The 25897-nt window shown below is 58.2% G+C and carries 20 protein-coding genes and 1 other annotated feature; of the genes, 8 read left to right on the plus strand and 12 right to left on the minus strand.

Features of this window, described 5'->3' with window-relative positions:
* Nucleotides 1–55 precede the first annotated feature (55 nt).
* On the plus strand, nt 56–535 hold the full coding sequence (gene ybaK / locus ABLV04_RS24805; RefSeq protein WP_004204728.1) for a Cys-tRNA(Pro)/Cys-tRNA(Cys) deacylase YbaK: 480 nt from the start codon (nt 56–58) through the stop codon (nt 533–535).
* An 87-nt stretch (nt 536–622) separates the two neighbouring features.
* On the opposite strand, the gene ushA is transcribed toward ybaK, so the two are convergent.
* Nucleotides 623–2275, minus strand: a complete 1653-nt coding sequence (ushA, locus tag ABLV04_RS24810) for a bifunctional UDP-sugar hydrolase/5'-nucleotidase UshA (protein WP_180266066.1) — start codon at nt 2273–2275, stop codon at nt 623–625.
* 369 nt (nt 2276–2644) lie between these two features.
* Between ushA and ABLV04_RS24815 the strand changes: the two genes are divergently transcribed.
* Entirely contained in the window at nt 2645–3865 is a 1221-nt protein-coding gene (locus ABLV04_RS24815; RefSeq protein WP_023288656.1) for an MFS transporter, read from the plus strand.
* Nucleotides 3866–4090: 225 nt separating this feature from the next.
* Nucleotides 4091–5767 carry a YbaL family putative K(+) efflux transporter gene (gene ybaL, locus ABLV04_RS24820; protein ID WP_023288655.1) on the plus strand — a complete coding sequence of 559 codons (1677 nt, stop codon included), beginning with the start codon at nt 4091–4093 and terminating at the stop codon, nt 5765–5767.
* A gap of 34 nt (nt 5768–5801) precedes the next feature.
* Here the strand turns inward: ybaL and ABLV04_RS24825 are convergent, their stop codons facing one another.
* The 9 genes from ABLV04_RS24825 to ABLV04_RS24865 form a co-directional block, all read right to left on the minus strand.
* Nucleotides 5802–7106, minus strand: coding sequence for an inosine/guanosine kinase (locus ABLV04_RS24825; RefSeq protein WP_032454205.1), 1305 nt, complete (start codon nt 7104–7106; stop codon nt 5802–5804).
* Between the two features lie 63 nt (nt 7107–7169).
* Nucleotides 7170–8132, minus strand: a complete 963-nt coding sequence (hemH, locus tag ABLV04_RS24830; protein WP_023288653.1) for a ferrochelatase — start codon at nt 8130–8132, stop codon at nt 7170–7172.
* A gap of 128 nt (nt 8133–8260) precedes the next feature.
* A complete protein-coding gene (gene adk / locus ABLV04_RS24835; RefSeq protein WP_002892184.1) occupies nt 8261–8905 on the minus strand; it encodes an adenylate kinase in 645 nt (214 codons plus the stop codon).
* 222 nt (nt 8906–9127) lie between these two features.
* The gene (htpG, locus tag ABLV04_RS24840; protein ID WP_023288652.1) at nt 9128–11002 is read right to left on the minus strand and encodes a molecular chaperone HtpG; all 1875 of its coding nucleotides are present in this window, start codon (nt 11000–11002) and stop codon (nt 9128–9130) included.
* Between the two features lie 111 nt (nt 11003–11113).
* Nucleotides 11114–11719, minus strand: coding sequence for a recombination mediator RecR (gene recR / locus ABLV04_RS24845; protein WP_002892177.1), 606 nt, complete (start codon nt 11717–11719; stop codon nt 11114–11116).
* Nucleotides 11719–12051 (minus strand): YbaB/EbfC family nucleoid-associated protein, encoded by a 333-nt coding sequence (locus ABLV04_RS24850; protein WP_008805448.1) that lies wholly within the window; start codon nt 12049–12051, stop codon nt 11719–11721. Before ABLV04_RS24850 ends, recR begins: the two co-directional genes overlap by 1 nt.
* Before the next feature lie 57 nt (nt 12052–12108).
* Nucleotides 12109–14016: a DNA polymerase III subunit gamma/tau gene (dnaX, locus tag ABLV04_RS24855; RefSeq protein WP_072420837.1), complete on the minus strand. Its 1908-nt coding sequence runs from the start codon at nt 14014–14016 to the stop codon at nt 12109–12111.
* Nucleotides 12712–12776 (minus strand) — a sequence feature (DnaX frameshifting element). (Overlaps the previous gene by 65 nt.)
* 92 nt (nt 14017–14108) lie before the next feature.
* Nucleotides 14109–14660: an adenine phosphoribosyltransferase gene (gene apt / locus ABLV04_RS24860; RefSeq protein WP_023288650.1), complete on the minus strand. Its 552-nt coding sequence runs from the start codon at nt 14658–14660 to the stop codon at nt 14109–14111.
* Between the two features lie 150 nt (nt 14661–14810).
* Nucleotides 14811–15188 carry a DUF454 family protein gene (locus tag ABLV04_RS24865; RefSeq protein ID WP_004204740.1) on the minus strand — a complete coding sequence of 126 codons (378 nt, stop codon included), beginning with the start codon at nt 15186–15188 and terminating at the stop codon, nt 14811–14813.
* A 69-nt stretch (nt 15189–15257) separates the two neighbouring features.
* Between ABLV04_RS24865 and priC the strand changes: the two genes are divergently transcribed.
* From priC to ABLV04_RS24880, 3 genes are all read left to right on the plus strand, one after another.
* Nucleotides 15258–15785 (plus strand): primosomal replication protein N'', encoded by a 528-nt coding sequence (priC, locus tag ABLV04_RS24870; protein WP_180266065.1) that lies wholly within the window; start codon nt 15258–15260, stop codon nt 15783–15785.
* A gap of 12 nt (nt 15786–15797) precedes the next feature.
* Nucleotides 15798–15971, plus strand: a complete 174-nt coding sequence (rsmS, locus tag ABLV04_RS24875; protein WP_004204742.1) for a pleiotropic regulatory protein RsmS — start codon at nt 15798–15800, stop codon at nt 15969–15971.
* Nucleotides 15972–16038: 67 nt separating this feature from the next.
* Nucleotides 16039–16938, plus strand: a complete 900-nt coding sequence (locus ABLV04_RS24880) for an Rpn family recombination-promoting nuclease/putative transposase (protein WP_348816261.1) — start codon at nt 16039–16041, stop codon at nt 16936–16938.
* Nucleotides 16939–16973: 35 nt separating this feature from the next.
* On the opposite strand, the gene mscK is transcribed toward ABLV04_RS24880, so the two are convergent.
* Both mscK and acrR read right to left on the minus strand, forming a co-directional pair.
* On the minus strand, nt 16974–20321 hold the full coding sequence (gene mscK, locus ABLV04_RS24885) for a mechanosensitive channel MscK (protein ID WP_044521298.1): 3348 nt from the start codon (nt 20319–20321) through the stop codon (nt 16974–16976).
* A gap of 129 nt (nt 20322–20450) precedes the next feature.
* On the minus strand, nt 20451–21101 hold the full coding sequence (acrR, locus tag ABLV04_RS24890) for a multidrug efflux transporter transcriptional repressor AcrR (protein WP_023288646.1): 651 nt from the start codon (nt 21099–21101) through the stop codon (nt 20451–20453).
* Nucleotides 21102–21243: 142 nt separating this feature from the next.
* Between acrR and acrA the strand changes: the two genes are divergently transcribed.
* Together acrA and acrB are read left to right on the plus strand one after the other, a co-directional pair.
* Entirely contained in the window at nt 21244–22437 is a 1194-nt protein-coding gene (gene acrA / locus ABLV04_RS24895; protein ID WP_023288645.1) for a multidrug efflux RND transporter periplasmic adaptor subunit AcrA, read from the plus strand.
* Between the two features lie 22 nt (nt 22438–22459).
* Nucleotides 22460–25606 carry a multidrug efflux RND transporter permease subunit AcrB gene (gene acrB / locus ABLV04_RS24900; protein WP_023288644.1) on the plus strand — a complete coding sequence of 1049 codons (3147 nt, stop codon included), beginning with the start codon at nt 22460–22462 and terminating at the stop codon, nt 25604–25606.
* The last annotated feature ends 291 nt before the right edge of the window (nt 25607–25897 follow it).

The raw sequence follows: 25897 nt of genomic DNA on the forward strand, positions 1-25897 counted from the left end.
CAACCTGCGGGCGTATTCTGACGTCACGCAAAACCGGTTGGTAAGAAGGATAGCTATGACTCCCGCCGTTAAATTACTCGAAAAAAACAAAATCCCCTTTCAGATCCACAGTTACGATCACGATCCCAATGAGACCAACTTCGGTGATGAAGTGGTGCGCAAGCTCGGCCTCAATGCCGACCAGGTATACAAGACCCTGCTGGTCGCCGTAAATGGCGATATGAAGCATCTGGCGGTCGCCGTCACCCCGGTCGCCGGGCAGCTGGATTTGAAGAAAGTGGCGAAAGCGCTGGGCGCCAAGAAAGTCGACATGGCCGACCCGATGGTGGCGCAGCGTATCACCGGCTATCTGGTGGGCGGCATCAGTCCGCTGGGGCAGAAGAAGCGCCTGCCGACGGTGATTGACGCCCCGGCGCAGGAATTTGCCACCATTTACATTTCCGGCGGCAAACGCGGGCTGGATATTGAGCTGGCGGCCAGCGATCTGGCGCAGCTGCTGGATGCGAAGTTCGCCGATATCGCCCGCCGCGATTGATGACGCGCCCCGTGCCCGGTAAGCGCAGCGCCACCGGGAAAGCGCCCGGATAGCGACGCAGCGCTTTATCCGGGCTTCCCCTCAGGGTTACTGCCAGCTCACCTCGCCTTTCGGCTCATAGGCGGCGGCATCCAGCGGCGAGTTCTTCTCGATATACTCTTTCAGCACTTCGGCATCGATAAAGCCGGTATTCACATACCCGGGTTTATCGGCGATGTTCGGATAGCCATCGCCGCCGGTGGCGTTAAAGCTCAGCGTCGCCATCCGGTAGGTCTTCGCCGGATCCACCGGTTCGCCTTTGATTTTCAGATCGTTCAACTTGCCGTCTTTGGCCACAAAGCTGACGTTCGCAAACTGCGGATAGGCGCCGGAATCCGGCTTCATCTGCGCGACGGCGGTCAGGTAATCCACCACCTCTTTGCCACTCATATCGACATAGGTCAGCACATTGCCGAACGGCTGGACCTTCATCACATCCTTGTAGGTGATATCGCCCGCCTCGATGGAGTCGCGGATCCCGCCGCCGCTCATCACCGCGAAATCCGCGTTACTGCGCGCCATCTGCGCCGCCAGCAGCAGGTGGCCCATATTGGTCTGTACGAAGCGCACTTTACTGCGATCGCCCTCCAGATGACCATTCACGCTGCCGATCTTGACCTGCAGTTGCGCCTTACCTTTGTTCTGGAACGGCGTCAGCAGCGACATCATCTGCGGGTTCTCCGCGATCTGCGGCGTATACAGCACCCGCTCGCTTTGGCCGTTATCGTATGTCACTTTTTTCTTCAGGTTGACCGGGATCAGCTGATAGTGCACCAGCTTCATCTCGCCGTTGCGGAACTCAAAATCGGCGCGGCCGACGTATTTGCCCCACTCATGCGCCTGGACGATCCAGATGCCATTCTGGCGATCCGGGGCGCACGGCGTCCCTGGCACATAGTCGACCTGTTTTTTATTATCCGACGCCATGCACACCGGATCCTGCGAGTGACCGCCGACGATCATCGCCAGCGAGCCCGCGGGTAAACTGCGTGCCATCTCGACATCCCCCGGCGCGTTAGACCCGTGGTTGCCGTTGTCATAGTGGCCCATATGGGTGGTGGCCAGGATCACGTCCGGCTTTTCATTCTGCTGCAGCTCCTGGATCACCAGCTTCGCCTCTTCCGCCGGTTTGCGGAATTCGATATCGGTGAAATATTCCGGATTGCCAATCTTGGCCGTATCGTCAGTGGTTAAGCCAATTACCGCGATTTTTAACCCGCCGCGTTTAAACAGCGTCCAGGGTTTGAACAGCCGTTCGCCGGTGCTTTTCTGATAAATATTGGCCGACAGGAACGGGAACTTCGCCCACTTTTCCTGCTGGCGCAGCACGCTCAGCGGATTATCAAACTCATGGTTCCCCACCGCCATCGCGTCGTAGCCGATCAAGTTCATGCCGCGAAAATCGGGCTCTGCATCCTGTAAATCAGACTCCGGCACCCCGGTATTGATATCCCCGCCGGACAGCAGCAGAACGCTACCGCCTTCGGCCGCCACCTCTTTACGAATACCGTCCACCAGCGTTTTCTGCGCCGCCAGGCCATATTCGCCGTAGTCATTGCGCCAGAAATGGCCGTGGTGATCGTTGGTGTGCAGGATGGTAATTTTATAGGTTTTATCCTGCTCATAGGCCTGCGCGGACAGGCTGCCCAGCGATAAAGCGGCGAATAACGCCAGCGCCACGCCGTGTTTGAAATAATGCATGCTTCACTCCCTGACTTAATCCCAAGTGCCGAAAGTATAGCGAGTTAGCCGCGTTGACAAATATGTTTTCAGAATTGCGACTTCCTTCAAACCTTATCTGCAGGTATGTTAGTCGGATAATAATTCTACCCGTCATACTTCAAGTTGCATGTGCGTTGGCAATAACTCGGCCCATCCCTGGGCCTCGCCCTTACGGGCGCAGTGAACTGCGTTCAAATTCGTTCCTGACGAATTTGTCCTCGCTCACCCCAGTCACTTACGAGAGTAAGCTCCTGGGGATTCGCTGCGTCGCCGCCTGCCTGCAACTCGAATTATTTAGGGTAACAACCTGCATTCTCTACAACAAATCGAACTCGCTGAAGTGAACCTATGACAACCAACCAATCCGCTCAGACCTTACCCAGTACCGACGCGCCGCCGCAAAAAGCGCGCACCTCGTTTGGCATCTTAGGCGCGATCAGCCTGTCCCATTTGCTTAACGATATGATCCAGTCGCTCATACTCGCTATCTACCCGCTGCTGCAGGCCGAGTTCTCCCTTACCTTCGTGCAGATTGGGATGATCACCCTCACCTTCCAGCTCACCTCATCGCTGTTCCAGCCGGTGATTGGCTACATCACCGATAAACGATCGATGCCGTGGTCGCTGCCGGTGGGCATGTGCTTTACCCTCTGCGGTTTGATCCTGCTGGCGCTGGCCGGTAGCTTCGGTATGGTGCTGCTGGCCGCCGCGCTGGTGGGTACCGGCTCCTCGGTTTTCCATCCGGAATCATCCCGCGTGGCGCGGATGGCCTCCGGCGGCCGTCACGGCCTGGCCCAGTCGCTGTTCCAGGTCGGCGGCAACTTCGGCAGTTCGCTTGGCCCGCTGCTGGCGGCGGTGATCATCGCCCCGTATGGTAAAGGCAACGTCGCCTGGTTCGTGCTGGCCGCCCTGCTGGCTATCGTCGTGCTGTCGCAAATCAGCCGCTGGTACGCCGCGCAGCATCGGATGAATAAGGGCAAACCGAAGCCGGCGATCGTCAATCCGCTGCCGCGCAATAAGGTGATTCTGGCGGTAGGTATTCTGCTGATGCTGATTTTCTCGAAATACTTCTATATGGCGAGCATCAGCAGCTATTACACCTTTTATCTAATGCATAAGTTCGGCTTATCGGTGCAAAACGCCCAGCTGCATCTGTTTGCCTTCCTGTTCGCGGTGGCCGCCGGGACGGTGATTGGCGGGCCCGTTGGCGATAAGATTGGACGAAAATATGTTATTTGGGGCTCTATCCTCGGCGTGGCGCCTTTCACCCTTGTTTTACCCTATGCCAGCCTTGAATGGACCGGGATTTTAACGGTGATCATTGGCTTTATCCTCGCCTCGGCCTTCTCCGCTATTCTGGTCTATGCCCAGGAGCTGCTGCCGGGACGTATCGGCATGGTTTCAGGCCTGTTTTTCGGCTTTGCCTTTGGTATGGGCGGCCTTGGCGCCGCGGTGCTGGGCCTGCTGGCGGACCATACCAGCATCGACCTGGTATATAAAATCTGCGCCTTCCTGCCGCTGCTGGGATTCCTGACGATATTTCTTCCTGATAACCGGCAAAAAGCCTGATTATCCGGCGGCCAAAGTGTAACGCTGGCCGCCGTTACCCCTTGCGCCATCGGCCTGATGCGCGCATTCCTCTCTCGATTTTTCCTTCTGTGCCTTTTCAGCGGCCAATTGCATTTTTTTGCACAATTCAAGAATTATTCATAAACAAAGTGAACGTTTTTGTCATAAACTATTACGCGGACAGGGTAGCAAAATGGACCGATTCACCACTGGAAAGGAGACGGAATGCACCACGCAACACCGCTAATCACCACCATTGTCGGCGGCCTCGTGCTCGCCTTTATTCTCGGCATGATTGCCAATAAGCTACGTATTTCTCCTCTGGTGGGATATCTCTTAGCGGGCGTGCTGTCCGGACCTTTCACCCCTGGCTTTGTTGCTGACACCAAACTGGCTCCGGAACTGGCGGAGCTCGGCGTGATCCTGCTGATGTTCGGCGTCGGCCTGCATTTCTCCCTCAAGGATCTGATGGCGGTAAAGTCGATCGCCATTCCCGGGGCCATCGCCCAGATAGCCGTGGCGACGCTGTTGGGTATGGCGCTCTCTGCCGCCCTTGGCTGGTCGCTGATGACCGGCATCGTCTTTGGTCTGTGCCTCTCCACCGCCAGTACCGTGGTGCTGCTGCGCGCCCTGGAGGAACGACAGCTGATTGACAGTCAGCGCGGGCAGATCGCCATCGGCTGGCTGATTGTGGAAGACCTGGTGATGGTCCTGACGCTGGTCCTGCTGCCGGCGGTGGCCGGTATGGCGGAGAAAGGCAACCTCGGCTTCGCTTCCCTGGCCCTCGACCTCGGGATCACCATTGGCAAAGTGGTGGCCTTTATCGCCATTATGATGCTGGTCGGCCGTCGGCTGGTGCCGTGGATCATGTCGCGCAGCGCGGCCACCGGCTCGCGCGAGCTGTTCACCCTGTCGGTGCTGGCCCTGGCGCTGGGCATCGCCTTCGGCGCCGTGGAGCTGTTTGATGTCTCCTTCGCCCTCGGCGCCTTCTTTGCCGGCATGGTGCTTAACGAATCCGAGCTGAGCCACCGTGCCGCTCATGACACCCTGCCGCTGCGCGACGCCTTCGCGGTGCTGTTCTTTGTCTCCGTCGGCATGCTGTTTGACCCGATGGTGCTGGTCCAGCAGCCGCTGGCGGTGCTGGCGACGCTGGCGATCATTATCTTTGGTAAATCCGCAGCCGCCTTTTTCCTCGTGCGTATGTTTGGCCACTCGCCGCGTACCGCATTGACAATTGCCGCCAGCCTGGCGCAGATTGGTGAATTTGCCTTTATTCTCGCCGGCCTGGGGATGGCGCTTAACCTGCTGCCGCAGGCCGGGCAAAACCTGGTGCTGGCCGGAGCGATCATCTCGATTATGCTCAACCCGGTACTGTTCACTCTGCTGGAGAAATATCTCGATAAAACCGAAACCCTCGACGAGCAGACCCTGGAAGAGGTGCTGGAAGACGAGAAGCAGGTGCCGGTCGATATCTGCAACCACGCGCTGCTGGTCGGTTTTGGCCGCGTCGGCAGCCTGCTGGGCGAGAAGCTGATGGCCCAGGGGATCCCGCTGGTGGTGGTTGAAACCTCGCGCACCCGCGTGGATGAGCTACGCGAGCGCGGGATCAGCGCGGTGCTGGGCAATGCCGCCAATGAAGAGATCATGGAGCTGGCGCATCTCGACTGCGCCCGCTGGCTGCTGCTGACCATTCCCAACGGCTATGAGGCCGGCGAGATTGTCGCTTCCGCACGGGAAAAATGTCCGCATATCGAGATTATCGCCCGCGCCCATTATGATGACGAAGTGGATTACATTATCGACCGTGGGGCCAATCAGGTGGTGATGGGCGAGCGGGAAATTGCCCGCGCCATGCTGCAGCTTCTGGAAACGCCACCCGCCGGTGAAGTGGTCACCGGCTGATGTTCTGCCCTCTCCCGTCGGGAGAGGGACTCGCTTACCGATCCCAGTACGCCTCTTCCAGGCTGTCCTCACGTTCCGGCAGGCCGCGGGTTAAGCGCGGCGAGTGCTGGTTCAGCACCTGATAGCTTACGCGGTTGGCATATTTACACACCTGCGCCAGCGAGGAGTAGGTCAGCCATTTGCATTTGTGTTTGCTGGAGTTGGGGACGTTATTGCGATGGTAGTTATTGGCGGTGATGTCATGCAGCAGCGCCGCCAGCGCGCCGTCCCCTGCGCCGTTGGTGTTCATGATCTTCTCCGGGCCGCCCATATACGGCGCAATATGCGAATAAATCCGCAGCGGATTGACGCAGTCCTGGTGACGCATCGCGCGACTGAATTCGAACTGGTTAAATTCCGGGATCGCCCCCGGCAGCAGCGGATGCTGGGTCTTACGCTTCGCCTCTTCTTCAGTGAAGCCCGCCATATACAGCCCCGCCGGTCCGGCGGTGCACAGCACCAGGTCGACCCAGTCCAGCGCTTTATCCGCCGCCGACAGCGGATCGGCAAAGCCGGTCAGCGCTTCTCCTTCCTCTTCATTCATCGCCAGAATCGAGACATGCTCCTGCAGGAACTGCTGCCACCACGCCGGGTTATCGGCAATCACGTATTTGGTTCCAAGAGTTAACACCACCGGCACATCATGCTTTTTGGCATACTCGATGGCTTTCATCGTCGCGTCCGGCATCGGCTCGCCCGGCTTGCAGCGTACCAGGTAGGAGGTCAGCACCAGCGCCGAGGCGCCGGCGATCACCGCTTCCGGAATGCTTTCCGGGCGCAGCTTGTTCATATGGCCCGGGCTGATGGCGAAGGTGCGCTCGCCGCTGTCGCTGATCAGGGTGAAGCAGCGGCCAATGGCGCCGTCGACGCCCTGCAGATAGTTCAGATCGGTACGGCTGGAGGTATTGCACAGGTAGCGATAGGCATAGCCGCCGATTTCGATATTGCTGCACATGACGCCAAGCAGCACCGAGCGATCGTCCGCCAGCACCGAGTAGTTGTGCATGGTATTGCCGATCGTACCGCCGGCAAACTGATGGGTAATAAGATTATTGCGCACCAGCTCCTGGTACAGCGCCTCGGCGACGTCATCTTCAATCACCAGCGAGTGGCCCGCGCTCAGGCCGTAGCGCACGATAAACGCCTCATCCACTTTCGCTTCGATATCCACCAGCGTCTGGTCGATACCCACCACCCAGGAGACGCTGGATTCATTCTCCGGCTGAATTTGCTGCAGCAGCGGATCGCGGGCGTTAACGGGAAAATAGTGTTTGGATTTGCGTTTACCGGGAAATTTCATAGTGGCGCTTAAATAACAGGGAACAAGCGGGAAATAGTAGCATATTCCCCGCCCTGCGCGCGATCAGCGATAAGGCGCCGTCAGGTTGACCATCATCTCAATATGCGCGGCGTCCGCGTTAAGCGCCGGAATGTATTCATATTGCTTTCCGCCCGCTTCGAGGAATATTTCCCGGTTCTGGACGGCGATCTCTTCCAGCGTTTCGAGACAGTCGGCGGCAAACCCCGGGCACAGCACCTGAATATGCTTCGTCCCTTTCTCGCCGAGCATCTTCAGCGTCTCATCGGTATACGGCGTCAGCCAGGGTTCCCGACCAAAGCGCGACTGGAAGGTCATCATCACCCGCTCCGGCGGCAGCCCCAGCGCGGAGACCAGTTCCCGCGTGGTATCGCGACAGCGCTGAGGATAATCATCCCCCTGATTGGCATAGCGCTGCGGGATCCCATGATAGGAGAGCAGCAGCAGATCCGGTTCCCCATGAACGGCAAACGAGGCGCGCACGCTGGCCGCCAGGGCATGGATATAGTCCGGGTGCCCGGCGTAATCGCGAATAAACGAGATACCGGGAATGGCGCGTTTCTTCGCGAGGATCCGCGCCAGCTCATCCCAGACGGCAGCCACCGTCGAGCAGGAATATTGCGGATACAGCGGCAGCACTACGATGTGCCCCACCCCCTGCGCCAGTAAATCATCCACCGCGCTGGCCAGCGACGGCGATCCATAGCTCATGCCCAGCGCCACCGGGGTATCCGGCAGTCTGGCGGCCAGCGCCTGCTGCTGACGACGGCTGTATACCATCAGCGGCGACCCCTCTTCCATCCAGACGGACTGATAGAGTTTAGCCACGCGGGGAGAGCGAATCGGCAGTATGACGCCGCGCAGCAGCGGCCACCATAGCAGACGAGACGTATCCACCACCCGTTTGTCGCTGAGGAATTGTCGCAGATAGCGCTTCACCGCACCGGGGGTGGGCGCATCGGGAGTGCCTAAATTGGCCAGCAAGATACCTGTTTTCGTCTGATGCATTACCGCCTCTTAACCATTTGAATCGCAGCCAATTGTAGCTGAAATGGCGCTAAACGGAACCAATCATAGCAAAAGGTAGGAATGAGAGAAGTTCTCATCCTGCCGCAGCAGGATGAGAAAAGGCTTTATCAGCCGAGGATTTTTTCCAGTTCGGCGCGCACGTCAGCCACCGCTTTGGTGCCGTCGACTTTGGCGTATTTGGTGTTGCCCGCCTGCGCTTCTTTGGTGTAGTAGCCGATCAGCGGCGCCGTCATCTGATGATATTCCACCAGACGCTTACGCACGGTCTCTTCCTGGTCGTCTTTACGGGTGGTCAGCTCTTCGCCGGTCACGTCGTCTTTGCCTTCCACCTTCGGCGGATTAAATTTGATGTGGTATACGCGACCGGATGCCGCGTGAACGCGACGGCCAACGATGCGGTCGACGATCAGTTCGTCCGGCACATCGAATTCCAGCACGTAATCAACGGTAATGCCCGCTTCTTTCATGGCGTCAGCCTGCGGAATAGTGCGCGGGAAGCCGTCCAGCAGGAAGCCGTTACGGCAATCTTCCTGGGCGATACGCTCTTTAACCAGCGCGATAACCAGCTCATCGGTCACCAGCTTGCCGGCGTCCATGATGTCTTTCGCCTGCTTACCGAGCTCAGAGCCGGATTTTACCGCAGCGCGCAGCATATCGCCGGTGGAGATTTGCGGAATACCGTATTTCTCCATGATGAACTGAGCCTGAGTTCCTTTACCCGCGCCCGGAGCGCCAAGCAGAATAATACGCATTACGAAAATCCCCTCAAAAGTCGATTCAATTTTTCAAAAACGCTAAACCATACCACCAGAACGGCGATGGCTCAAGGAAGGCGGTGCGGCTGAAACGGTTAATGGTGAGATATTTTATGCCATCCAATGTGAAATGCCCCGCCGGAGCAAATCGCTCAGACGGGGCATTTATCCCGTTCCCGGCGTCGCGTCGCTCGGCCGGGCTACTCATTCAGGTTCGCGTCAGGAAGCCAGCAGCTGGTTCATACGGCGGATAAACTGGTTCGGATCTTCCAGCGTGCCGCGCTCGGCCAGCAGCGCCTGATCCAGCAGCAGTTCCACCCATTCGCCGAACTGCGCGTCATCCTGGGTATCGGCTGCGCGTTTCACCAGCTGATGCGCCGGGTTCAGTTCGAAGATGTATTTCACTTCCGGCGCCGCCTGGCCCGCAGCCGCGAACAGCTTCGCCATCTGGGTGCTCATCTCGTCGGCATCGGTGGTGACAATCGCCGGGGTGTCGGTCAGACGATGGGTCAGACGCACCTCTTTGACCCGGTCGCCAAGCAGGTTTTTCACACGCTCAACGAACGGCTCCAGCGCTTTTTCGGCTTCTTTGGTGGACTCGTCCACTTCGTCCGCCAGTTTGTCCAGCGACTCGTCGGCTTTAGCGACAGACTGGAACGCTTTGCCGTCGAATTCGGTCAGGTAGCTCATCATCCACTCGTCGATGCGATCGGAGAGCAGCAGCACTTCGATCCCTTTCTTACGCAGCAGTTCGAGGTGTGGGCTGCTTTTCGCCGCCGCATAGCTGTCGGCAGTGATGTAGTAGATCTTCTCCTGACCGTCTTTCATACGCGAGACGTACTCTTCCAGCGACACGGTCTGCGCGGAGGAGTCGGTATGGGTGGTCGCGAAGCGCAGCAGTTTGGCGATCGCCTCCTGGTTGCTCGGATCTTCCGCCGGGCCCTCTTTCAGCACCAGGCCGAACTGTTTCCAGAAGGTCTGATATTTTTCGGCGTCGTCTTTCGCCAGCTTATCCAGCATCTGCAGCGCGCGTTTGGTCAGCGCGGTGCGCAGGTTACGGGTCACGCTGCTGTCCTGCAGGATTTCACGGGAGACGTTCAGCGGCAGATCGTTGGAGTCTATCAGGCCGCGTACGAAGCGCAGGTAGTTCGGCATAAACTGCTCGGCGTCGTCCATAATGAACACGCGCTGGACGTACAGCTTCAGGCCGTGTTTATGATCGCGGTTCCACATATCCCACGGCGCCTGCGACGGGATATACAGCAGGCTGGTGTACTCCTGCTTACCTTCCACGCGGTTGTGGCTCCAGGTCAGCGGGTCGCTATAGTCATGGGCAATGTGCTTGTAGAACTCTTTGTACTCGTCGTCGTTAACTTCAGACTTGCTGCGGGTCCACAGGGCCTGCGCCTTGTTGATTTTTTCCCAGCTGATAACGGTTTCGCCGTCTTTCTCTTCCTGTTTTTCAATCTCAACCGGCAGCGCGATGTGGTCGGAATACTTGCTGATGATGGAGCGCACGCGCCAGTCGTTGAGGAAATCGTCCTCACCTTCGCGCAGATGCAGGGTGATTTCGGTCCCGCGATCGGCTTTGGTGATGTCGGCCACGGTATATTCCCCTTCGCCGGCGGATTCCCAGAACACGCCGTTTTCAGGTTTATCGCCTGCCGCACGGGTGCGCACGGTCACTTTATCCGCCACGATGAAGGCCGAATAGAAGCCGACGCCGAACTGGCCAATCAGCTGGCTATCTTTTGCCTGGTCGGAACCCATGGATTCCAGGAACGCTTTGGTGCCGGATTTGGCGATGGTGCCGAGATGGTCGATAACCTCTTCCCGGTTCATGCCGATACCGTTATCGGCGATGGTCAGGGTACGGTTGTCTTTATCAAACGAAACCCGCACGCGCAGCTCGCCGTCTCCCTCATACAAATCCGGCTGCGACAGCGCGCGGAAACGCAGCTTATCGGCCGCATCAGAGGCGTTGGAAATCAGCTCACGCAGAAAGATTTCTTTGTTGGAATAGAGGGAATGGATCATCAGGTGCAGAAGCTGTTTTACTTCTGACTGAAAACCACGAGTTTCTTGTCCTTTCATCTGATTCAACCTCAACAATGCCATTTTAAATGGGTAAAAAACCGTTGAGTGGGAGATGGGGACAGCGGGGAAATTTTTCAAGCGGAGGCGGCGATGGCCGCCTCCATTTGTTCAGAAAGTAATCTTGTGGCGACCAGCCAGCGAGTGGGACAGCGTGGTGCCGTCGACCATCTCCAGCTCGCCGCCCACCGGCACGCCGTGGGCGATTCGGCTGGCGTCGACGCCATACTGCGCGCACAGCTCAGCGATGTAGTTGGCCGTCGCCTCGCCCTCAACGGTCGGGTTGGTAGCAAGGATCACCTCGGTGATCGACTCCGCCTCCAGCCGTTGTTCCAGGCGATCGAGCCCGATGTCGTCAGGCCCGATGCCGTCGAGCGGCGACAGGTGCCCCATCAGCACGAAGTAGCGGCCGGAATACTGCCCGGTCTGCTCAATGGCGTAGATGTCCGCCGGACTCTCCACCACGCAGATTTGGCCGTTTTCCTGGCGACGCGGGTTGCTGCAGATATTGCACACCTCCTGCTCGGTGAAGGTGCGGCAATCGGCGCAGTGGCCGATCTCCGACATCGCGCGCGTCAGCGCCTGCGCCAGACGCATCCCGCCGCTGCGATCGCGCTGCAGCAGGGTAAACGCCATGCGCTGCGCGGACTTCGGGCCGACGCCCGGCAGACAGCGCAGCGCTTCCATAAGCTGAGTTAACAGCGGGCTGGTTTGCATCAGAACGGCATCTTGAAGCCTGGCGGCAGCTGCATACCGGCAGAGACGGAAGCCATCTTCTCTTTCTGGGTCTCTTCGATACGGCGCGCGGCGTCGTTGAACGCGGCAGCCACCAGATCTTCCAGCATCTCTTTGTCATCTTCCAGCAGGCTTGGGTCGATCTCCACGCGGCGGCAGTTGTGCGCGCCGTTGATGGTCACTTTCACCAGACCTGCACCGGACTCGCCGGTCACTTCCAGCTGAGCGATCTCTTCCTGCATCTTCTGCATTTTGTCTTGCATCTGCTGGGCCTGCTTCATCAGGTTACCCAGGCCGCCTTTTCCACCAAACATAGGCTTCTCTCTCAGTCAGTCATCATTAAAGGTACTGACTGCAAGTCAAACTTGCAGTCAAATGGGGCGGATACTCTCTTCATCCAGATCGGCGTCGAAGAAACGACGCAGGGTCTGAATGTTATTATCCGCAATAATCGCGTCGCGCGCCTGCGCGAGCTTCTCTTCATAAATAGCCTGCCGCCACTCCAGCGGCGTGCGCATCGCGGGATTATCGTCTTCCACGATGGTCAATTCAACCGGCGTACCGTACAACACCCCCAGCGCTTCAGCCAGCTTTTGCTGCGCGCCGGCGGAATTGAGGTGGCGCTGACTGGGGCGCAGATGCAGACAGACGCGATTGCCCTCCTGCTCTTTCCACGCGTTGAGCGCCACCTGCTCGACCAGCTTCGGTACCGCCAGCTGGCTCACTTCCGCCGCCCAGCTGTCGCGCTCGACCGCTTCAACGGCAAGCTTAGCCGCCAGCTCCGGCGTTTTTTCATGCTCCAGCGCTTTTTTCAGCGCTTTAGGCGTGGCGACTTCGACTTTGGTCTCTTCAACCACCGTCGTCGCCTTCCAGCGATAGGCCTCTTTCTTCGCCGGGGCCTGCTCCAGCGCCGCCGCGGCCGGACGAGCCTGGACGCGCTCGGTAATCGAACTCAGTCGCTCCAGCGCAGCGTTATTCACCGGCCGCGCGCGGGAAGCGGCTGCCGGTTCACTCTTTTTTGGGGTGGTTGCTCCCTGGCTGCGCTGCAGGTGGCTGCGGGCCGCCAGCACCTGGCTGGTGGTCGGCGGCAAACTCTGCGACGGCTGCGGCGGCGGCGCTGCGGGGGAAACCGGCTGGCGCGGCGCGGGCGCGGCGGCCAGTGCCGGCTGCACCTCCGGCTCGGGCAGCGGCTTACGCGGATGAAACGCCAGGGCGCGCAGCAGCGTCATTTCGACGCCCATCCGCCGGTCCGGGGCATAGGGCAGCTCTTTGCGGCCAATCAGCAGCGTTTGGTAGTAGAGCTGAACGTCGCCCGGCGGTACGGTGCGCGCCAGTTCGCGCATTCGCACTTCGACCGCGGCCATGTCCGCGCCCAGCGCCGAAGGGGACAGCTGAACCATGGCGATGCGGTGCAGCAGGCTCTGCATCTCCACCAGCAGCGCCTCCCATTCAACGCCGCGCGCGGCGGCGTCATTGACGCCCGCCATGACCCGCTCGCCATCGGCGGCGACCAGGGCTTCAATCAGCGACAGCGCCTGATCGTCATCGAGGGTGCCGAGCATGGCGCTCACCGACGCCGCCGTCAGTTGCCCTTCTCCACTGGCAATAGCCTGATCGGTCAGACTTAAGGCATCACGCAGACTGCCGTCGGCGGCGCGCGACAGAAGCTGCAGCGCGCGGGGCTCGAAGGCAATCTGCTCTTCGCCAAGAATATGCTCCAGCTGATGGCGGATCTGTTCAACGTCCAGCGCCTTCAGGTGGAACTGCAGGCAGCGGGATAAGATCGTCACTGGCAGCTTCTGCGGATCCGTCGTCGCCAGCAGGAATTTGACGTGCGCCGGCGGCTCCTCCAGCGTCTTTAATAACGCGTTGAAGCTGTGGCGCGACAGCATATGGACTTCGTCGATGAGATAGACCTTAAAGCGGCCGCGGGCCGGCGCGTACTGGACGTTATCCAGCAGGTCGCGAGTATCTTCGACTTTGGTTCGCGAGGCGGCGTCAATCTCAATCAGATCGACAAAGCGCCCCTGTTCTATTTCCCGGCAGTTATCACACACGCCGCAGGGGGTGGCGGTGATGCCGGTTTCACAGTTTAACCCTTTCGCCAGCAGGCGGGCGATGGAAGTCTTACCGACCCCGCGGGTACCGGAAAAGAGATAAGCGTGATGAATGCGCCCTAACGACAAGCCGTTCGCCAGTGCGGTCAGCACATGTTCCTGGCCGACGACGTCAGCAAAGGTTTGTGGGCGCCATTTACGGGCTAAGACCTGATAACTCATGGGCTGGCTCTGAAACGCTGGAAGGTGAAATCACGAAGGGGTCATGCTATCACAGCCCCGCCCGATCGGCGAGGCTATGTGGAGGGATTTGCTTAGTGGCCCGGGAACGGCACCAGACTGTAGCAGTGGACCCCCAGCTTCTCCAGGCGCTGTTCGCCGCCCAGATCGAAGAGATTGATAATGAAAGCGGCATCCTGTACTTCGCCGCCGAGACGGCGGATCAGTTTGACCGTCGCGTCGATGGTTCCGCCGGTCGCCAGCAGATCGTCCACCACCAGCACTTTGTCGCCCGGTTTGATGGCGTCAACGTGGATCTCCAGCTGATCGGTGCCGTACTCCAGCTCATAGCTCTCAGCGATGGTTTCACGCGGCAACTTACGCGGCTTGCGTACCGGAACAAAGCCCACGCCCAGCGCCAGCGCAACCGGTGCGCCGAAAAGGAAGCCACGCGCCTCAGTCCCTACCACTTTGGTAATTCCCGCGTCTTTGTAGCGCTCGGTCAGCAGTTCAATGCTGAGCGCGTAAGCTTTCGGGTCTTCCAGTAAACTGGTGACATCGCGGAAAAGAATGCCAGGTTTTGGATAATCCTCGATACTCTGGATGCTGTTCTTCAGATATTCAAGCTGCTGTGCAGTTGCGGTCATAAGTGTATGCCTGATTGAAACGGTGTTACCCACGGGCGTGCAAAAGGGGCCAAAGAAACATTTGTTTAACCTTTGACCAGGCTTACCCGCGCTCGAAAACGCCAGAATTTACTGGCTGTCAGCAACAATTGCAACAGGCATTATTGCGCATCAGTGCTTTTGTTGCTTTGCGTCAACCACCGGAATGCGCCACATAAAGATCAGCAGACAGGCCAGAATGACCAACAGCATAATGCGCACCCACGTAAGCTTAACCAGCCACAGTGAAATAGCAAAAGTCGCCACGATCATGGCAATGGCGCGCGGTTTGGCGCCGCGGGGCATGGCGCGGTACTGCTGCCAGTGGCGAAGATAGCCGCCGAACCATGAGCGATACAGCAGCCACTGGTGAAAGCGCGGCGATGAGCGGGCAAAGCACCAGGCGGCGAGCAGAATAAACGGCGTCGTCGGCAGCAACGGTAAGAAAACGCCCAGCGTACCCAGCGCTACCGCCAGCCAGCCGATAATGGTTAAAATAACAGGTGGCATAATGCGAATCGTTATCAAACAGATACGGCTACTGTAGCACAGTTGGCTGATGGAAAATGGAGGGGGCGGGTGAAAACAGCTCAACTTTTACAAACGCTGAACAATCAGCTCAGCGAGCTGGCCGCGCTGGTGGCGCCGCTGGCGGAGCACGCGACCCTCAGCCCGCGCTTTGACCGCCAGCTCTTCCACACCCGCAGCACGCTGATGCAGGCCTATCTGGCGGAAGCCCAACACAACTTCAGCCAGCTCCGCCAGGCCGTCGAGCGCCAGCAGCTGCCGCAGGTAGCCTGGATCGCCGAGCGGCTGGCGGCGCAAATCGCCGCGCTGCGTCGCGAAACCGCCACCTGGTCGCTGCGCAGTTGGGACTATGCCTCGCCAACGCTGAGCCGCTGGCAGCGCCGTCGCCTGCAGCATCAGGAGTATGAGCGCCGCCTGCTGGCGATGCGCGACCAACGCCAGCGCCAGCTGACGCAGGCTACCAGCCTTGACGAGCAGCAGCGGCTGGCCAGCGAAGTCGAGGTCTACAGCGGGCGGCTGGCGCGCTGTAGACAGGCGCTGGACAAGATTGAAAACGTACTGGCGCGGCTGACGCGCTAACAGGAGAGTCTGATGTCGCTGGAAAATGCCCCCGATGAGGTCAAACTGGCCGTCGATTTAATCATGTTGCTGGAGTCGCATCAGATCCCGGCGCAAACGGTGCTGGACGCGCTGGAAATTGTCAGGCGGGATTATGCAAACAAGTTAAAAAACGCGGAAAGCGCCTCGCAAACGCCGCAGAAGTAAGATGTTGCCCACGACGACGTGCTGGCAGAGTGGTCCTCTGCGCATGACGCCGATGGAGGCAATATTGATGGAAAAGGTCAGTCAAACCCCGCACGATGCGGTTTCTCGCCAGATGCTGATGCATCAGGCGGTGGCGAAGGATTTCCTGCAGCTGTATCTGCCCGCGCCGTTTCTGGCAATTTGCGAGCTGGATTCACTGCAGCTGGTCTCCGGTAGCTTTGTTGAAGAGGACCTGTGCGCCAGCTATTCCGATATCCTTTACTCACTGCGCACCCGCCACGGACCGGGCTATGTTTACGCGCTGATTGAGCACCAGAGTACCCCGGACAAGCTGATGGCGTTTCGCCTGCTGCGCTACGCGCTGGCCGCCATGCAGCGTCATCTGGACGCTGGCCACGACACGCTGCCGCTGGTGGTGCCAATTCTGTTTTATCACGGCAAGGTCAGCCCCTGGCCCTGGCCCCGCAACTGGCAACAGCTATTCGCCGAACCGGCGCTGGCGAAGGCGCTCTATAGCGGTGATTTTCCGCTGGTGGACCTCACCGTTATGCCAGATAATCAGATCGTCCGTCATCGGCGTATGGCCATGCTGGAGCTGTTGCAAAAGCATATCCGCCATCGCGATCTGGCCGAGCTGCAGGTGCCGCTGATTGCGCTGATGACGCAAGGCTATCTGACAGAAGCGCAGTTAAATACGCTGCTGCGCTATATGTTGCAGGCGGGTACCACGGAACATCCGGGGGCGCTGATCCGCGCGCTGGCGGCGCAGTCGCCCAGACATAAGGAGCTGATGATGACCATTGCCGAATGGCTGGAAGAGAAAGGCCGTAAACAGGGGCAGCAGGAGGGCGAACAGGAAGCCACTCGCAGCATCGCCGCCAGAATGCTGGCGCGCGGCCTCGAACGTCAAATCGTGCGGGAACTCACCGGGCTTAGCGACGAAGAGCTCGCCGCGCTGACGCCCTGATGCAGCAGGGGCGGCTTTGCGCCGCCCCTTTTCAGTTAAGACGCGACGGAGGGCGCTAAATCGTCACCCTTTCCGTCCCGCTTCACTTCCGTGACCTCGTCGCCCTTTTCATTTCGCAGATGGACTTCCAGCTGGTTAAAGGCAATGTTGATGTCATTCTCCCGGCACAGACGGTCGATGGCGCGGTTGAGCTCATCCACCGTGTAGCTGCGATCGCGCAGTTCACGGACATACAGACGCAGTTCATGATCCAGGGTACTGGCCCCGAAGGTGGTGAAGAAGACCGCTGGCGCTGGCTCCTGCATCACTTTCGGATGATCGTGCGCGACCTTCAGCAGCACCTCCTTCACCTTATCCAGATCGGAACCGTAGGCGACGCCGAGGCGGATCACCACGCGGGTCACGGTGTCGGAGAGCGACCAGTTGATCAAGCGCTCGGTAACGAACGCCTTGTTCGGGATGATCACCTCTTTGCGATCGAAGTCGGTGATGGTGGTGGCGCGAATACGGATTTTGCTTACCGTACCGGAGAAGGTGCCGATAGTCACCGTATCCCCAATGCGCACCGGACGTTCGAACAGAATAATCAGGCCGGATACGAAGTTACCGAAGATCTCCTGCAGACCAAAACCTAAACCAACCGACAGCGCGGCCGCCAGCCACTGCAGTTTATCCCATGAGACGCCCAGCGACCCGAATACCGTCATCGCCCCGATGGCGATAATCGCATAGTTAAGAATGGTGGTGATGGCGTAGGAAGTCCCCTGGCGCATGTTGAGCCGCGAGAGGACCAGCACCTCCAGCAGCCCCGGCAGGTTGCGGATCAGCGCCCAGGCAACCATCGACGCCACAATGGCAAACAGCAGGCTGCCCATCGTGACGCTGCGCACCACGCTGGCCCCTGCCTCGGTGCCGTTGTAATGCCAGAGGGTAATGCTGTCGAGGTAGGCGAAAACGGTGATCAAATCCGACCAAATCGCCCAGAACATGACCGCGAACAGCGCGATCATCACCAGCATGGTGATGCGTAACGTCTGCTGGTTGACCTGCTCGAGGGCGATAGTCGGCTCCTCCTGCGGCTCGGCGCCTTCCGCGCCCTCCTTCACCAGATGCTGACGGCGCGCCAGCGCCCGGCGCCAGGCGATGCGCCGCGCCGCCACGCTCAGGCCGCGCAGTACAGTCTGGTACAGCAGGTTCCAGATCATGACCAGATAGACGGTCTCGATCCAACGTCCCGCCAGGCGCAGCGTGGTGTAGAAGTAGCCGGTCGCCGTTAGCACCATCAGGGCCACCGGAACGATAGACAGCACTGTGATCGTCAGCAGGCGCAGGCTGTGCGACTCTTTATCGCGCCAGCTTTCCCGGCACATCGGCCAGACCAGCACCGCTATCAGCAGTAAGTTGAAGAAAATCACCAGCTGCCCCAGCACGTCGTCCATCAGGTTCAGCGGCGACAGCTCGGAAATCACCGACCAGAAATTCAGCGGCAGCAGCGCCAGGCTGACGCGAACAATCTGCCGCCGCCAATGGCTGGTCAATTGCGCCGGCATATTAAAGTGGCTGACCGCAACGCCGTTCTTTTCCAGCACTTTCCAGCACAGGCCAAACACCAGCCAGAACATCGCCAGCTTTTTACTGTACGCCCACAGCAGAGCACTGATATTGAGCTGCATGGTGAGTAAGATCAGGCCAATCGCCAGAATCACCAGCACCACCGGTAAGGCGCGGATCAGGTCGATAAGGATCGCCTTCGGCGTATGCAGTTGGGTATCATTGCGCAGCTGGCCTACCTGGGAAGCAAGCTTTGCCTGATAATCCTTGAGCCACTGCAAACGCCAGCGGATCAGGCCGGCAATCAGCAGCAGCGGTAATCCGGCAAGAAAAGCGACAAACACCGCCGGCCACGCTTTTTCCCAGTTCACGGTGATTTTCATCGCCTTAAACTGACCTTTCAGCGCTTCCGGGAAGGCCTTAATCCACTCCCAGTCCATCGGTTTATTGCTGTTCACCCAGAAAATTTGCTGGGTTAGAATTTCTTTCAGGCTGCTCGAGACGCTCATCAGCTGCTGCTGGTTGATCTGCAGGTTGATGGCCATCATCAGCTGATTCCCCAGCTGTTTATTGAACTGGTCGAGCAGCTCCCGGCGCATGTCGATCACTTCCAGCAGCGCGGCGTGCACTTCATCGTTTACTTCAGCGCTGTGCCCCTCTTCCAGCTTAGCGACATAGGCATCGCTCTGGAACAGCGCGTCGCGTTTCTGATTCACCTCGAACTGTTCGAGCCGCAGATCGGCAATGCGATTGGTCATATCCTGCAGCTCATCCGCCGACGGCAGCGTCTGCTGCTGCTGGTAGAGAATGCGCGACAGCAGCAGGCTGCCCTTGAGCACGGAAATTTGCTCTTTAATATCCCGCTCAGACTGCAGGGCGCGGTCGAGCCAGTTCTTCACCTGAATATTGCGCTGCACCAGCTGGTTGCCGTTCTCCGTCGCCTGAATCAGCTTCTCGCTCAGCTGGTGGTTGATATCCAGCTCCTGCTTGACCAGCGGGTTGGCCTGAATACGCGCCGTTTCGTCGGGCGTGACCGCCTCCTGGGCGGTTTTCTCAGTCAGCGTCAGCCGCTTGCTGTTCACCGCCTCCTGCAGCAGCTGCAGCTGATGCTCCAGCCGGTTGCTCCAGGCGGTGACGTAGTCACGCTGCTTCTGCAGGGTATCCTGCAGCACCGTATTGCCTTCGAGGCTCTTGCGCTGCTGCTCGATCTGCGCGTTAAGCAACGCCTGCTGGGCCTGCAGCAGCACCTGCTGGGTCGGACGCAGAGTCTCATCCCCCACCGAGGTGCCATTCAGACGATTGCGGATCTGCTGCAGCTGCTGGGAGGCTTTGTACATCGCATTTTGCACGCGTTCCGGCTGCGTTTGCAGGGAAACCAACTGGCTGTTGTAGGTCGCCAGATCGTTTTGCGCATTCTGCAGATCGTCCAGCGTTTGGGTGACGCGTGATTCCAGCTGACGCAGGGAGAGCGTGCTTAGCGTTTTGCGCGTCGCGTCGTCGTTCGGGACATCGCTCAGATTGTTAAGGCTGTCCACCGCCTGGCGCAGCTTCGCCGGGGCTTGCTCGACCTGCTGGCGGAGCTGCGTCGTCTCGCTCTTGATGCGATCGATTTTATCCAGCGTTTCCAGGGTCTGGGTCAAATCCTGCTGGACCAGTTTATCCTGCGGAGTCAGTTCTTTTTGCTTGTTTAAGGTATTGAGCTGACTCTGCACCTCCGCCCGGTCAGGGAGGTCCGCGGCGCGGCCCTGAACTGGACTGAAAAGGCCAATAAAACAGAGCAGTATAATGATAAAGATGAACGTGGCGCGTTGCCTGGAGATCGTGTGCAGCATAGTTAATATGAATGAATGCAAATGCCGGAGAATACCGGGGGTCGTCGCAAGCGCGAAGAATAACACTTCTCATCGCTGGCGAATAGCGGCGGACGGCGCTAAAAATTCACGTCCCTCCGCGCGCGACGTTTACGCTGACAGGTTCTCCGGGCCGCGCAGCGTGGGGCAGAACTGATACATCTCCAGCAGGATGGCAACATAGTCGCGCGCTTCCGCATGCAGGTCGAACGAGTCGGGGGCAAACAGCCAGTTCTCCATCAGGCCGGAAAGATAGCTGCGCATTAAAATCGCCGCTCGCCGGGTGAGTAAATTGGCGGGCAACAGCTTCGCGGCGATGCACTCTTTCAAGGTCTGCTCAATGCGCTCGTAGCTCGCCAGGGATAACTGCCGCTGGGCCTGCTGCACCACGGTCATTTCACCGACGAATTCGCACTTATGGAAGATAATCTCCATCATCAACCGACGGCGCTCCTCTGTCACCGTCGCTTCAAGAACATAGACTAATATCTCCCTGATAACTGAGAGTGGATCGTTAGGGAATTTTGCCCGATACTCAATTTCGAGATCGCTAATACTGGCGTCTGACAGCTCCCAAATTTCGTTGAATAAATCTGATTTATTCTTGAAATGCCAGTAGATAGCCCCCCTCGTTACACCCGCAGCTTTTGCAATTGTTGCCAACGAGGTAGATGATACGCCTTGCTGCGAAAACAGACGCAGAGCAACATCCAGAATCAGTTGCCGGGTTTCACGTGCCTGTTGTTTGGTTTTTCGTGCCATAGGTTAATGACTTTACAGAGGTTACGTTTACATACATTTGTGAATGTATGTACCATAGCACGACCATAATAGAAAGACTGTAGTGGGTTTGTGGTTGTTTGAGCCACTGAACATTTTGAAATTGGACACTCGAGGTTTACATATGAACAAAAACAGAGGGTTAACGCCTCTGGCGGTCGTTCTGATGCTCTCAGGCAGCTTAGCGCTAACAGGATGTGACGATAAACCGGCTCAACAGGGAGCCCAGCACATGCCGGAAGTCGGTATTGTGACGCTCAAATCCGCACCTCTACAAATGACCACCGAACTGCCAGGCCGCACCAGCGCCTATCGCATTGCGGAAGTCCGCCCTCAGGTCAGTGGCATTATTTTGAAACGTAACTTCGTCGAAGGTAGCGATATCCAGGCCGGCGTCTCCCTGTATCAGATCGATCCAGCCACCTATCAGGCCAGCTATGACAGCGCCAAAGGCGACCTGGCAAAAGCCCAGGCGGCGGCAAACATGGATCAACTGACGGTCAAGCGTTATCAGAAACTGTTAGGCACTAAGTATATCAGTCAACAAGACTACGATACCGCCGTCGCGACGGCGCAGCAGAGCAATGCGGCCGTAGTCGCGGCGAAAGCGGCCGTGGAAACCGCGCGCATCAATCTGGCCTACACCAAAGTCACCTCGCCGATCAGCGGCCGCATTGGTAAATCCGCGGTGACCGAAGGGGCGCTGGTGCAGAATGGTCAGTCAACCGCTCTGGCAACCGTTCAGCAGCTGGATCCGATCTATGTTGACGTCACCCAGTCGAGCAATGATTTCCTGCGCCTGAAACAGGAGCTGGCCGATGGCCGTCTGAAACAGGAAAACGGTAAAGCGAAAGTGGAGCTGGTGACTAACGACGGTCTTAAGTATCCGCAGTCCGGCACCCTGGAGTTCTCGGATGTGACCGTCGACCAGACCACCGGTTCTATCACGCTGCGCGCCATTTTCCCCAACCCGGATCACACCCTGTTACCGGGGATGTTTGTCCGCGCGCGTCTGGAAGAAGGGGTTAACCCTGACGCCCTGCTGGTGCCGCAACAGGGCGTGACCCGTACGCCGCGCGGTGACGCCAGCGTCATGGTAGTGGGTGAAGGCGATAAGGTCGAAGTCCGCCAGGTCACTGCTTCTCAAGCGATTGGCGATAAATGGCTGGTCACTGACGGTCTGAAATCCGGCGATCGCGTTATCGTCACCGGCCTGCAAAAAATCAAACCAGGCGTGCAGGTAAAAGCGCAGGAAGTAGCTTCTGATGATAAACAGCAAGCCGCAGGCAACGCGCCATCAGAACAAACCAAGTCTTAACTTAAACAGGAGCCGTTAAGACATGCCTAATTTCTTTATCGATCGCCCCATATTTGCATGGGTGATCGCCATCATCATCATGCTGGCTGGGGGATTATCGATCCTCAAATTGCCGGTGGCGCAATATCCGACGATTGCGCCGCCAGCAATTTCCATTACCGCCATGTACCCCGGTGCTGACGCCGAAACCGTGCAGAACACCGTGACTCAGGTTATCGAACAGAATATGAACGGTATCGATCACCTGATGTACATGTCCTCGAATGGCGACTCCACCGGTACGGCGACCATCACCCTGACCTTCGAATCCGGTACCGATCCGGACATCGCCCAGGTTCAGGTTCAGAACAAGCTGGCCCTGGCCACCCCTCTGCTGCCGCAAGAAGTACAGCAGCAAGGGATCAGCGTTGAGAAAGCGTCCAGCAGCTTCCTGATGGTTGTCGGCGTCATTAACACCAACGGCACCATGAACCAGGACGACATTTCGGACTACGTGGCGGCCAACATGAAGGACCCGATCAGCCGTACCAGCGGCGTCGGCGACGTTCAGCTGTTCGGTTCCCAGTACGCGATGCGTATCTGGATGGATCCGAATAAACTGAATAACTTCCAGCTCACGCCGGTGGACGTGATCAGCGCGCTGAAAGCGCAGAACGCCCAGGTAGCCGCTGGTCAGTTAGGCGGTACGCCGCCGGTGAAAGGCCAGCAGCTCAACGCCTCCATCGTCGCGCAGACGCGTCTGACTAATACGGAAGAGTTTGGCAACATTCTGCTGAAGGTGAACCAGGATGGTTCCCAGGTTCGTCTGCGTGATGTCGCCAAAATTGAACTGGGTGGCGAAAGCTATGACGTGGTGGCGAAGTATAACGGCCAGCCTGCGTCCGGTCTGGGTATTAAACTGGCTACCGGCGCGAACGCGCTGGATACCGCCAACGCGATCCGCGCTGAACTGGCGAAGATGGAGCCGTTTTTCCCGTCGGGGATGAAAATCGTTTACCCGTATGACACCACCCCGTTCGTGAAAATCTCTATTCACGAAGTGGTTAAAACGCTGGTGGAAGCGATCATCCTGGTCTTCCTGGTGATGTATCTGTTCCTGCAGAACTTCCGCGCCACCCTGATCCCGACCATCGCGGTGCCGGTGGTCCTGTTAGGGACCTTCGCGGTGCTGGCGGCGTTTGGCTTCTCGATAAACACCCTGACGATGTTCGGGATGGTGCTCGCCATCGGCCTGCTGGTGGATGACGCCATCGTGGTGGTCGAGAACGTCGAGCGCGTCATGGCCGAAGAAGGCCTGCCGCCGAAAGAAGCGACGCGTAAATCGATGGGGCAGATTCAGGGCGCGCTGGTAGGTATCGCCATGGTGCTGTCGGCGGTATTTATCCCGATGGCGTTCTTCGGCGGCTCAACCGGGGCCATCTATCGCCAGTTCTCCATCACCATCGTTTCCGCGATGGCGCTATCGGTGCTGGTCGCGCTGATCCTGACGCCGGCGCTGTGCGCCACGATGCTGAAGCCTATTCAGAAAGGCAGCCATGGCGCGACCACGGGTTTCTTCGGCTGGTTTAACCGCATGTTCGATAAGAGCACGCACCATTACACCGACAGCGTAGGCAACATTCTGCGCAGCACCGGTCGTTATCTGGTGCTGTATCTGATCATCGTGGTGGGTATGGCGTGGCTGTTCGTTCGTCTGCCGAGCTCGTTCCTGCCGGACGAAGACCAGGGGGTGTTCCTGAGTATGGCCCAGCTGCCTGCCGGCGCCACCCAGGAGCGCACGCAGAAAGTGCTGGATGAGATGACGAATTACTATCTCACCAAAGAGAAGGACAACGTGGAATCCGTGTTTGCGGTTAACGGCTTCGGCTTCGCCGGCCGCGGCCAGAACACCGGTATCGCGTTCGTCTCGCTGAAAGACTGGAGTCAGCGTCCAGGCGACGAAAACAAAGTTGAAGCGATCACCGGTCGGGCGATGGGCTATTTCTCGCAGATTAAAGACGCGATGGTCTTCGCCTTTAACCTGCCGGCTATCGTTGAACTGGGTACCGCGACCGGCTTTGACTTCCAGCTGATTGACCAGGGCGGCCTGGGACACGAAAAACTGACCCAGGCACGTAACCAGCTGTTTGGCATGGTGGCGCAGCATCCTGACGTGCTGACCGGCGTGCGTCCTAACGGTCTGGAAGATACACCGCAGTTCAAAGTCGATATCGATCAGGAAAAAGCCCAGGCGCTGGGCGTCTCCATCAGCGACATTAACACCACGCTGGGCGCCGCCTGGGGCGGAAGCTATGTCAACGACTTTATCGACCGCGGCCGCGTGAAGAAAGTGTACATCATGTCCGAAGCGAAATACCGTATGCTGCCGGAAGACATCGGCAAGTGGTATGTTCGCGGCAGTGATGGCCAGATGGTGCCGTTCTCCGCCTTCTCCACCTCGCGTTGGGAATACGGTTCGCCGCGTCTGGAACGCTACAACGGTCTGCCATCAATGGAAATTCTTGGCCAGGCAGCGCCAGGCAAGAGTACCGGTGAGGCGATGAGCCTGATGGAAGAGCTGGCGGGTAAACTGCCGTCGGGTATTGGCTACGACTGGACCGGGATGTCTTATCAGGAGCGGCTGTCCGGTAACCAGGCCCCTGCCCTGTATGCCATCTCGCTGATTGTCGTCTTCCTGTGTCTGGCAGCGCTGTATGAGAGCTGGTCGATTCCGTTCTCGGTCATGCTGGTCGTACCGTTGGGTGTGGTCGGCGCGCTGTTAGCCGCCACCTTCCGCGGTTTAACCAATGACGTTTACTTCCAGGTCGGCCTGTTGACCACCATCGGCCTGTCGGCGAAGAACGCGATACTGATCGTTGAATTCGCCAAAGACCTGATGGAGAAAGAGGGCAAAGGGCTGATTGAGGCGACGCTTGAAGCGGTACGTATGCGTCTGCGTCCGATCCTGATGACCTCCCTGGCGTTTATCCTTGGGGTTATGCCGCTGGTTATCAGCTCCGGAGCGGGCTCCGGTGCGCAGAACGCCGTAGGTACAGGCGTAATGGGCGGGATGGTGACCGCGACGATCCTGGCAATCTTCTTCGTGCCGGTGTTCTTTGTGGTGGTGCGACGCCGCTTTAGTAAGAAATCGGAAGATATTGAGCACAGCCATCAGGTTGAGCATCATTAATCTGCACTGATGAACAAAGGGCCGCTACTGCGGCCCTTTTTTTGATCATTACCCACAGGGCACATATTGCCATTGTTTATTTTTCGCGCTGCATTTAATATATATCGATGTGTTCCCGGCTATATCTATCACGCTGTTTAGCCCTTAGGATCTTCTTACACTCATTTACCAGGAATAATCCTAATATCATCACGGCCGGCGGTTTCTGAACGCGACGACTGCCTGCCTTAAGCCAATGATTGATAAGACATCTCTATTTTTCAGGCTGCGCGCCCGGGCCGGAGAATTTAA

Source organism: Klebsiella sp. JN_Kp127 (genome assembly GCF_040062505.1).
GTDB classification, from domain to species: domain Bacteria; phylum Pseudomonadota; class Gammaproteobacteria; order Enterobacterales; family Enterobacteriaceae; genus Klebsiella; species Klebsiella quasipneumoniae.

Coding starts and splice junctions, on each gene's coding strand:
- ybaK (WP_004204728.1), top strand. CDS start 56: ATGACTCCCGCCGTTAAATTACTCGAAAAAAACAAAATCCCCTTTCAG.
- ushA (WP_180266066.1), bottom strand. CDS start 2,275: ATGCATTATTTCAAACACGGCGTGGCGCTGGCGTTATTCGCCGCTTTA.
- ABLV04_RS24815 (WP_023288656.1), top strand. CDS start 2,645: ATGACAACCAACCAATCCGCTCAGACCTTACCCAGTACCGACGCGCCG.
- ybaL (WP_023288655.1), top strand. CDS start 4,091: ATGCACCACGCAACACCGCTAATCACCACCATTGTCGGCGGCCTCGTG.
- ABLV04_RS24825 (WP_032454205.1), bottom strand. CDS start 7,106: ATGAAATTTCCCGGTAAACGCAAATCCAAACACTATTTTCCCGTTAAC.
- hemH (WP_023288653.1), bottom strand. CDS start 8,132: ATGCATCAGACGAAAACAGGTATCTTGCTGGCCAATTTAGGCACTCCC.
- adk (WP_002892184.1), bottom strand. CDS start 8,905: ATGCGTATTATTCTGCTTGGCGCTCCGGGCGCGGGTAAAGGAACTCAG.
- htpG (WP_023288652.1), bottom strand. CDS start 11,002: ATGAAAGGACAAGAAACTCGTGGTTTTCAGTCAGAAGTAAAACAGCTT.
- recR (WP_002892177.1), bottom strand. CDS start 11,719: ATGCAAACCAGCCCGCTGTTAACTCAGCTTATGGAAGCGCTGCGCTGT.
- ABLV04_RS24850 (WP_008805448.1), bottom strand. CDS start 12,051: ATGTTTGGTGGAAAAGGCGGCCTGGGTAACCTGATGAAGCAGGCCCAG.
- dnaX (WP_072420837.1), bottom strand. CDS start 14,016: ATGAGTTATCAGGTCTTAGCCCGTAAATGGCGCCCACAAACCTTTGCT.
- apt (WP_023288650.1), bottom strand. CDS start 14,660: ATGACCGCAACTGCACAGCAGCTTGAATATCTGAAGAACAGCATCCAG.
- ABLV04_RS24865 (WP_004204740.1), bottom strand. CDS start 15,188: ATGCCACCTGTTATTTTAACCATTATCGGCTGGCTGGCGGTAGCGCTG.
- rsmS (WP_004204742.1), top strand. CDS start 15,798: ATGTCGCTGGAAAATGCCCCCGATGAGGTCAAACTGGCCGTCGATTTA.
- ABLV04_RS24880 (WP_348816261.1), top strand. CDS start 16,039: ATGGAAAAGGTCAGTCAAACCCCGCACGATGCGGTTTCTCGCCAGATG.
- mscK (WP_044521298.1), bottom strand. CDS start 20,321: ATGCTGCACACGATCTCCAGGCAACGCGCCACGTTCATCTTTATCATT.
- acrR (WP_023288646.1), bottom strand. CDS start 21,101: ATGGCACGAAAAACCAAACAACAGGCACGTGAAACCCGGCAACTGATT.
- acrA (WP_023288645.1), top strand. CDS start 21,244: ATGAACAAAAACAGAGGGTTAACGCCTCTGGCGGTCGTTCTGATGCTC.
- acrB (WP_023288644.1), top strand. CDS start 22,460: ATGCCTAATTTCTTTATCGATCGCCCCATATTTGCATGGGTGATCGCC.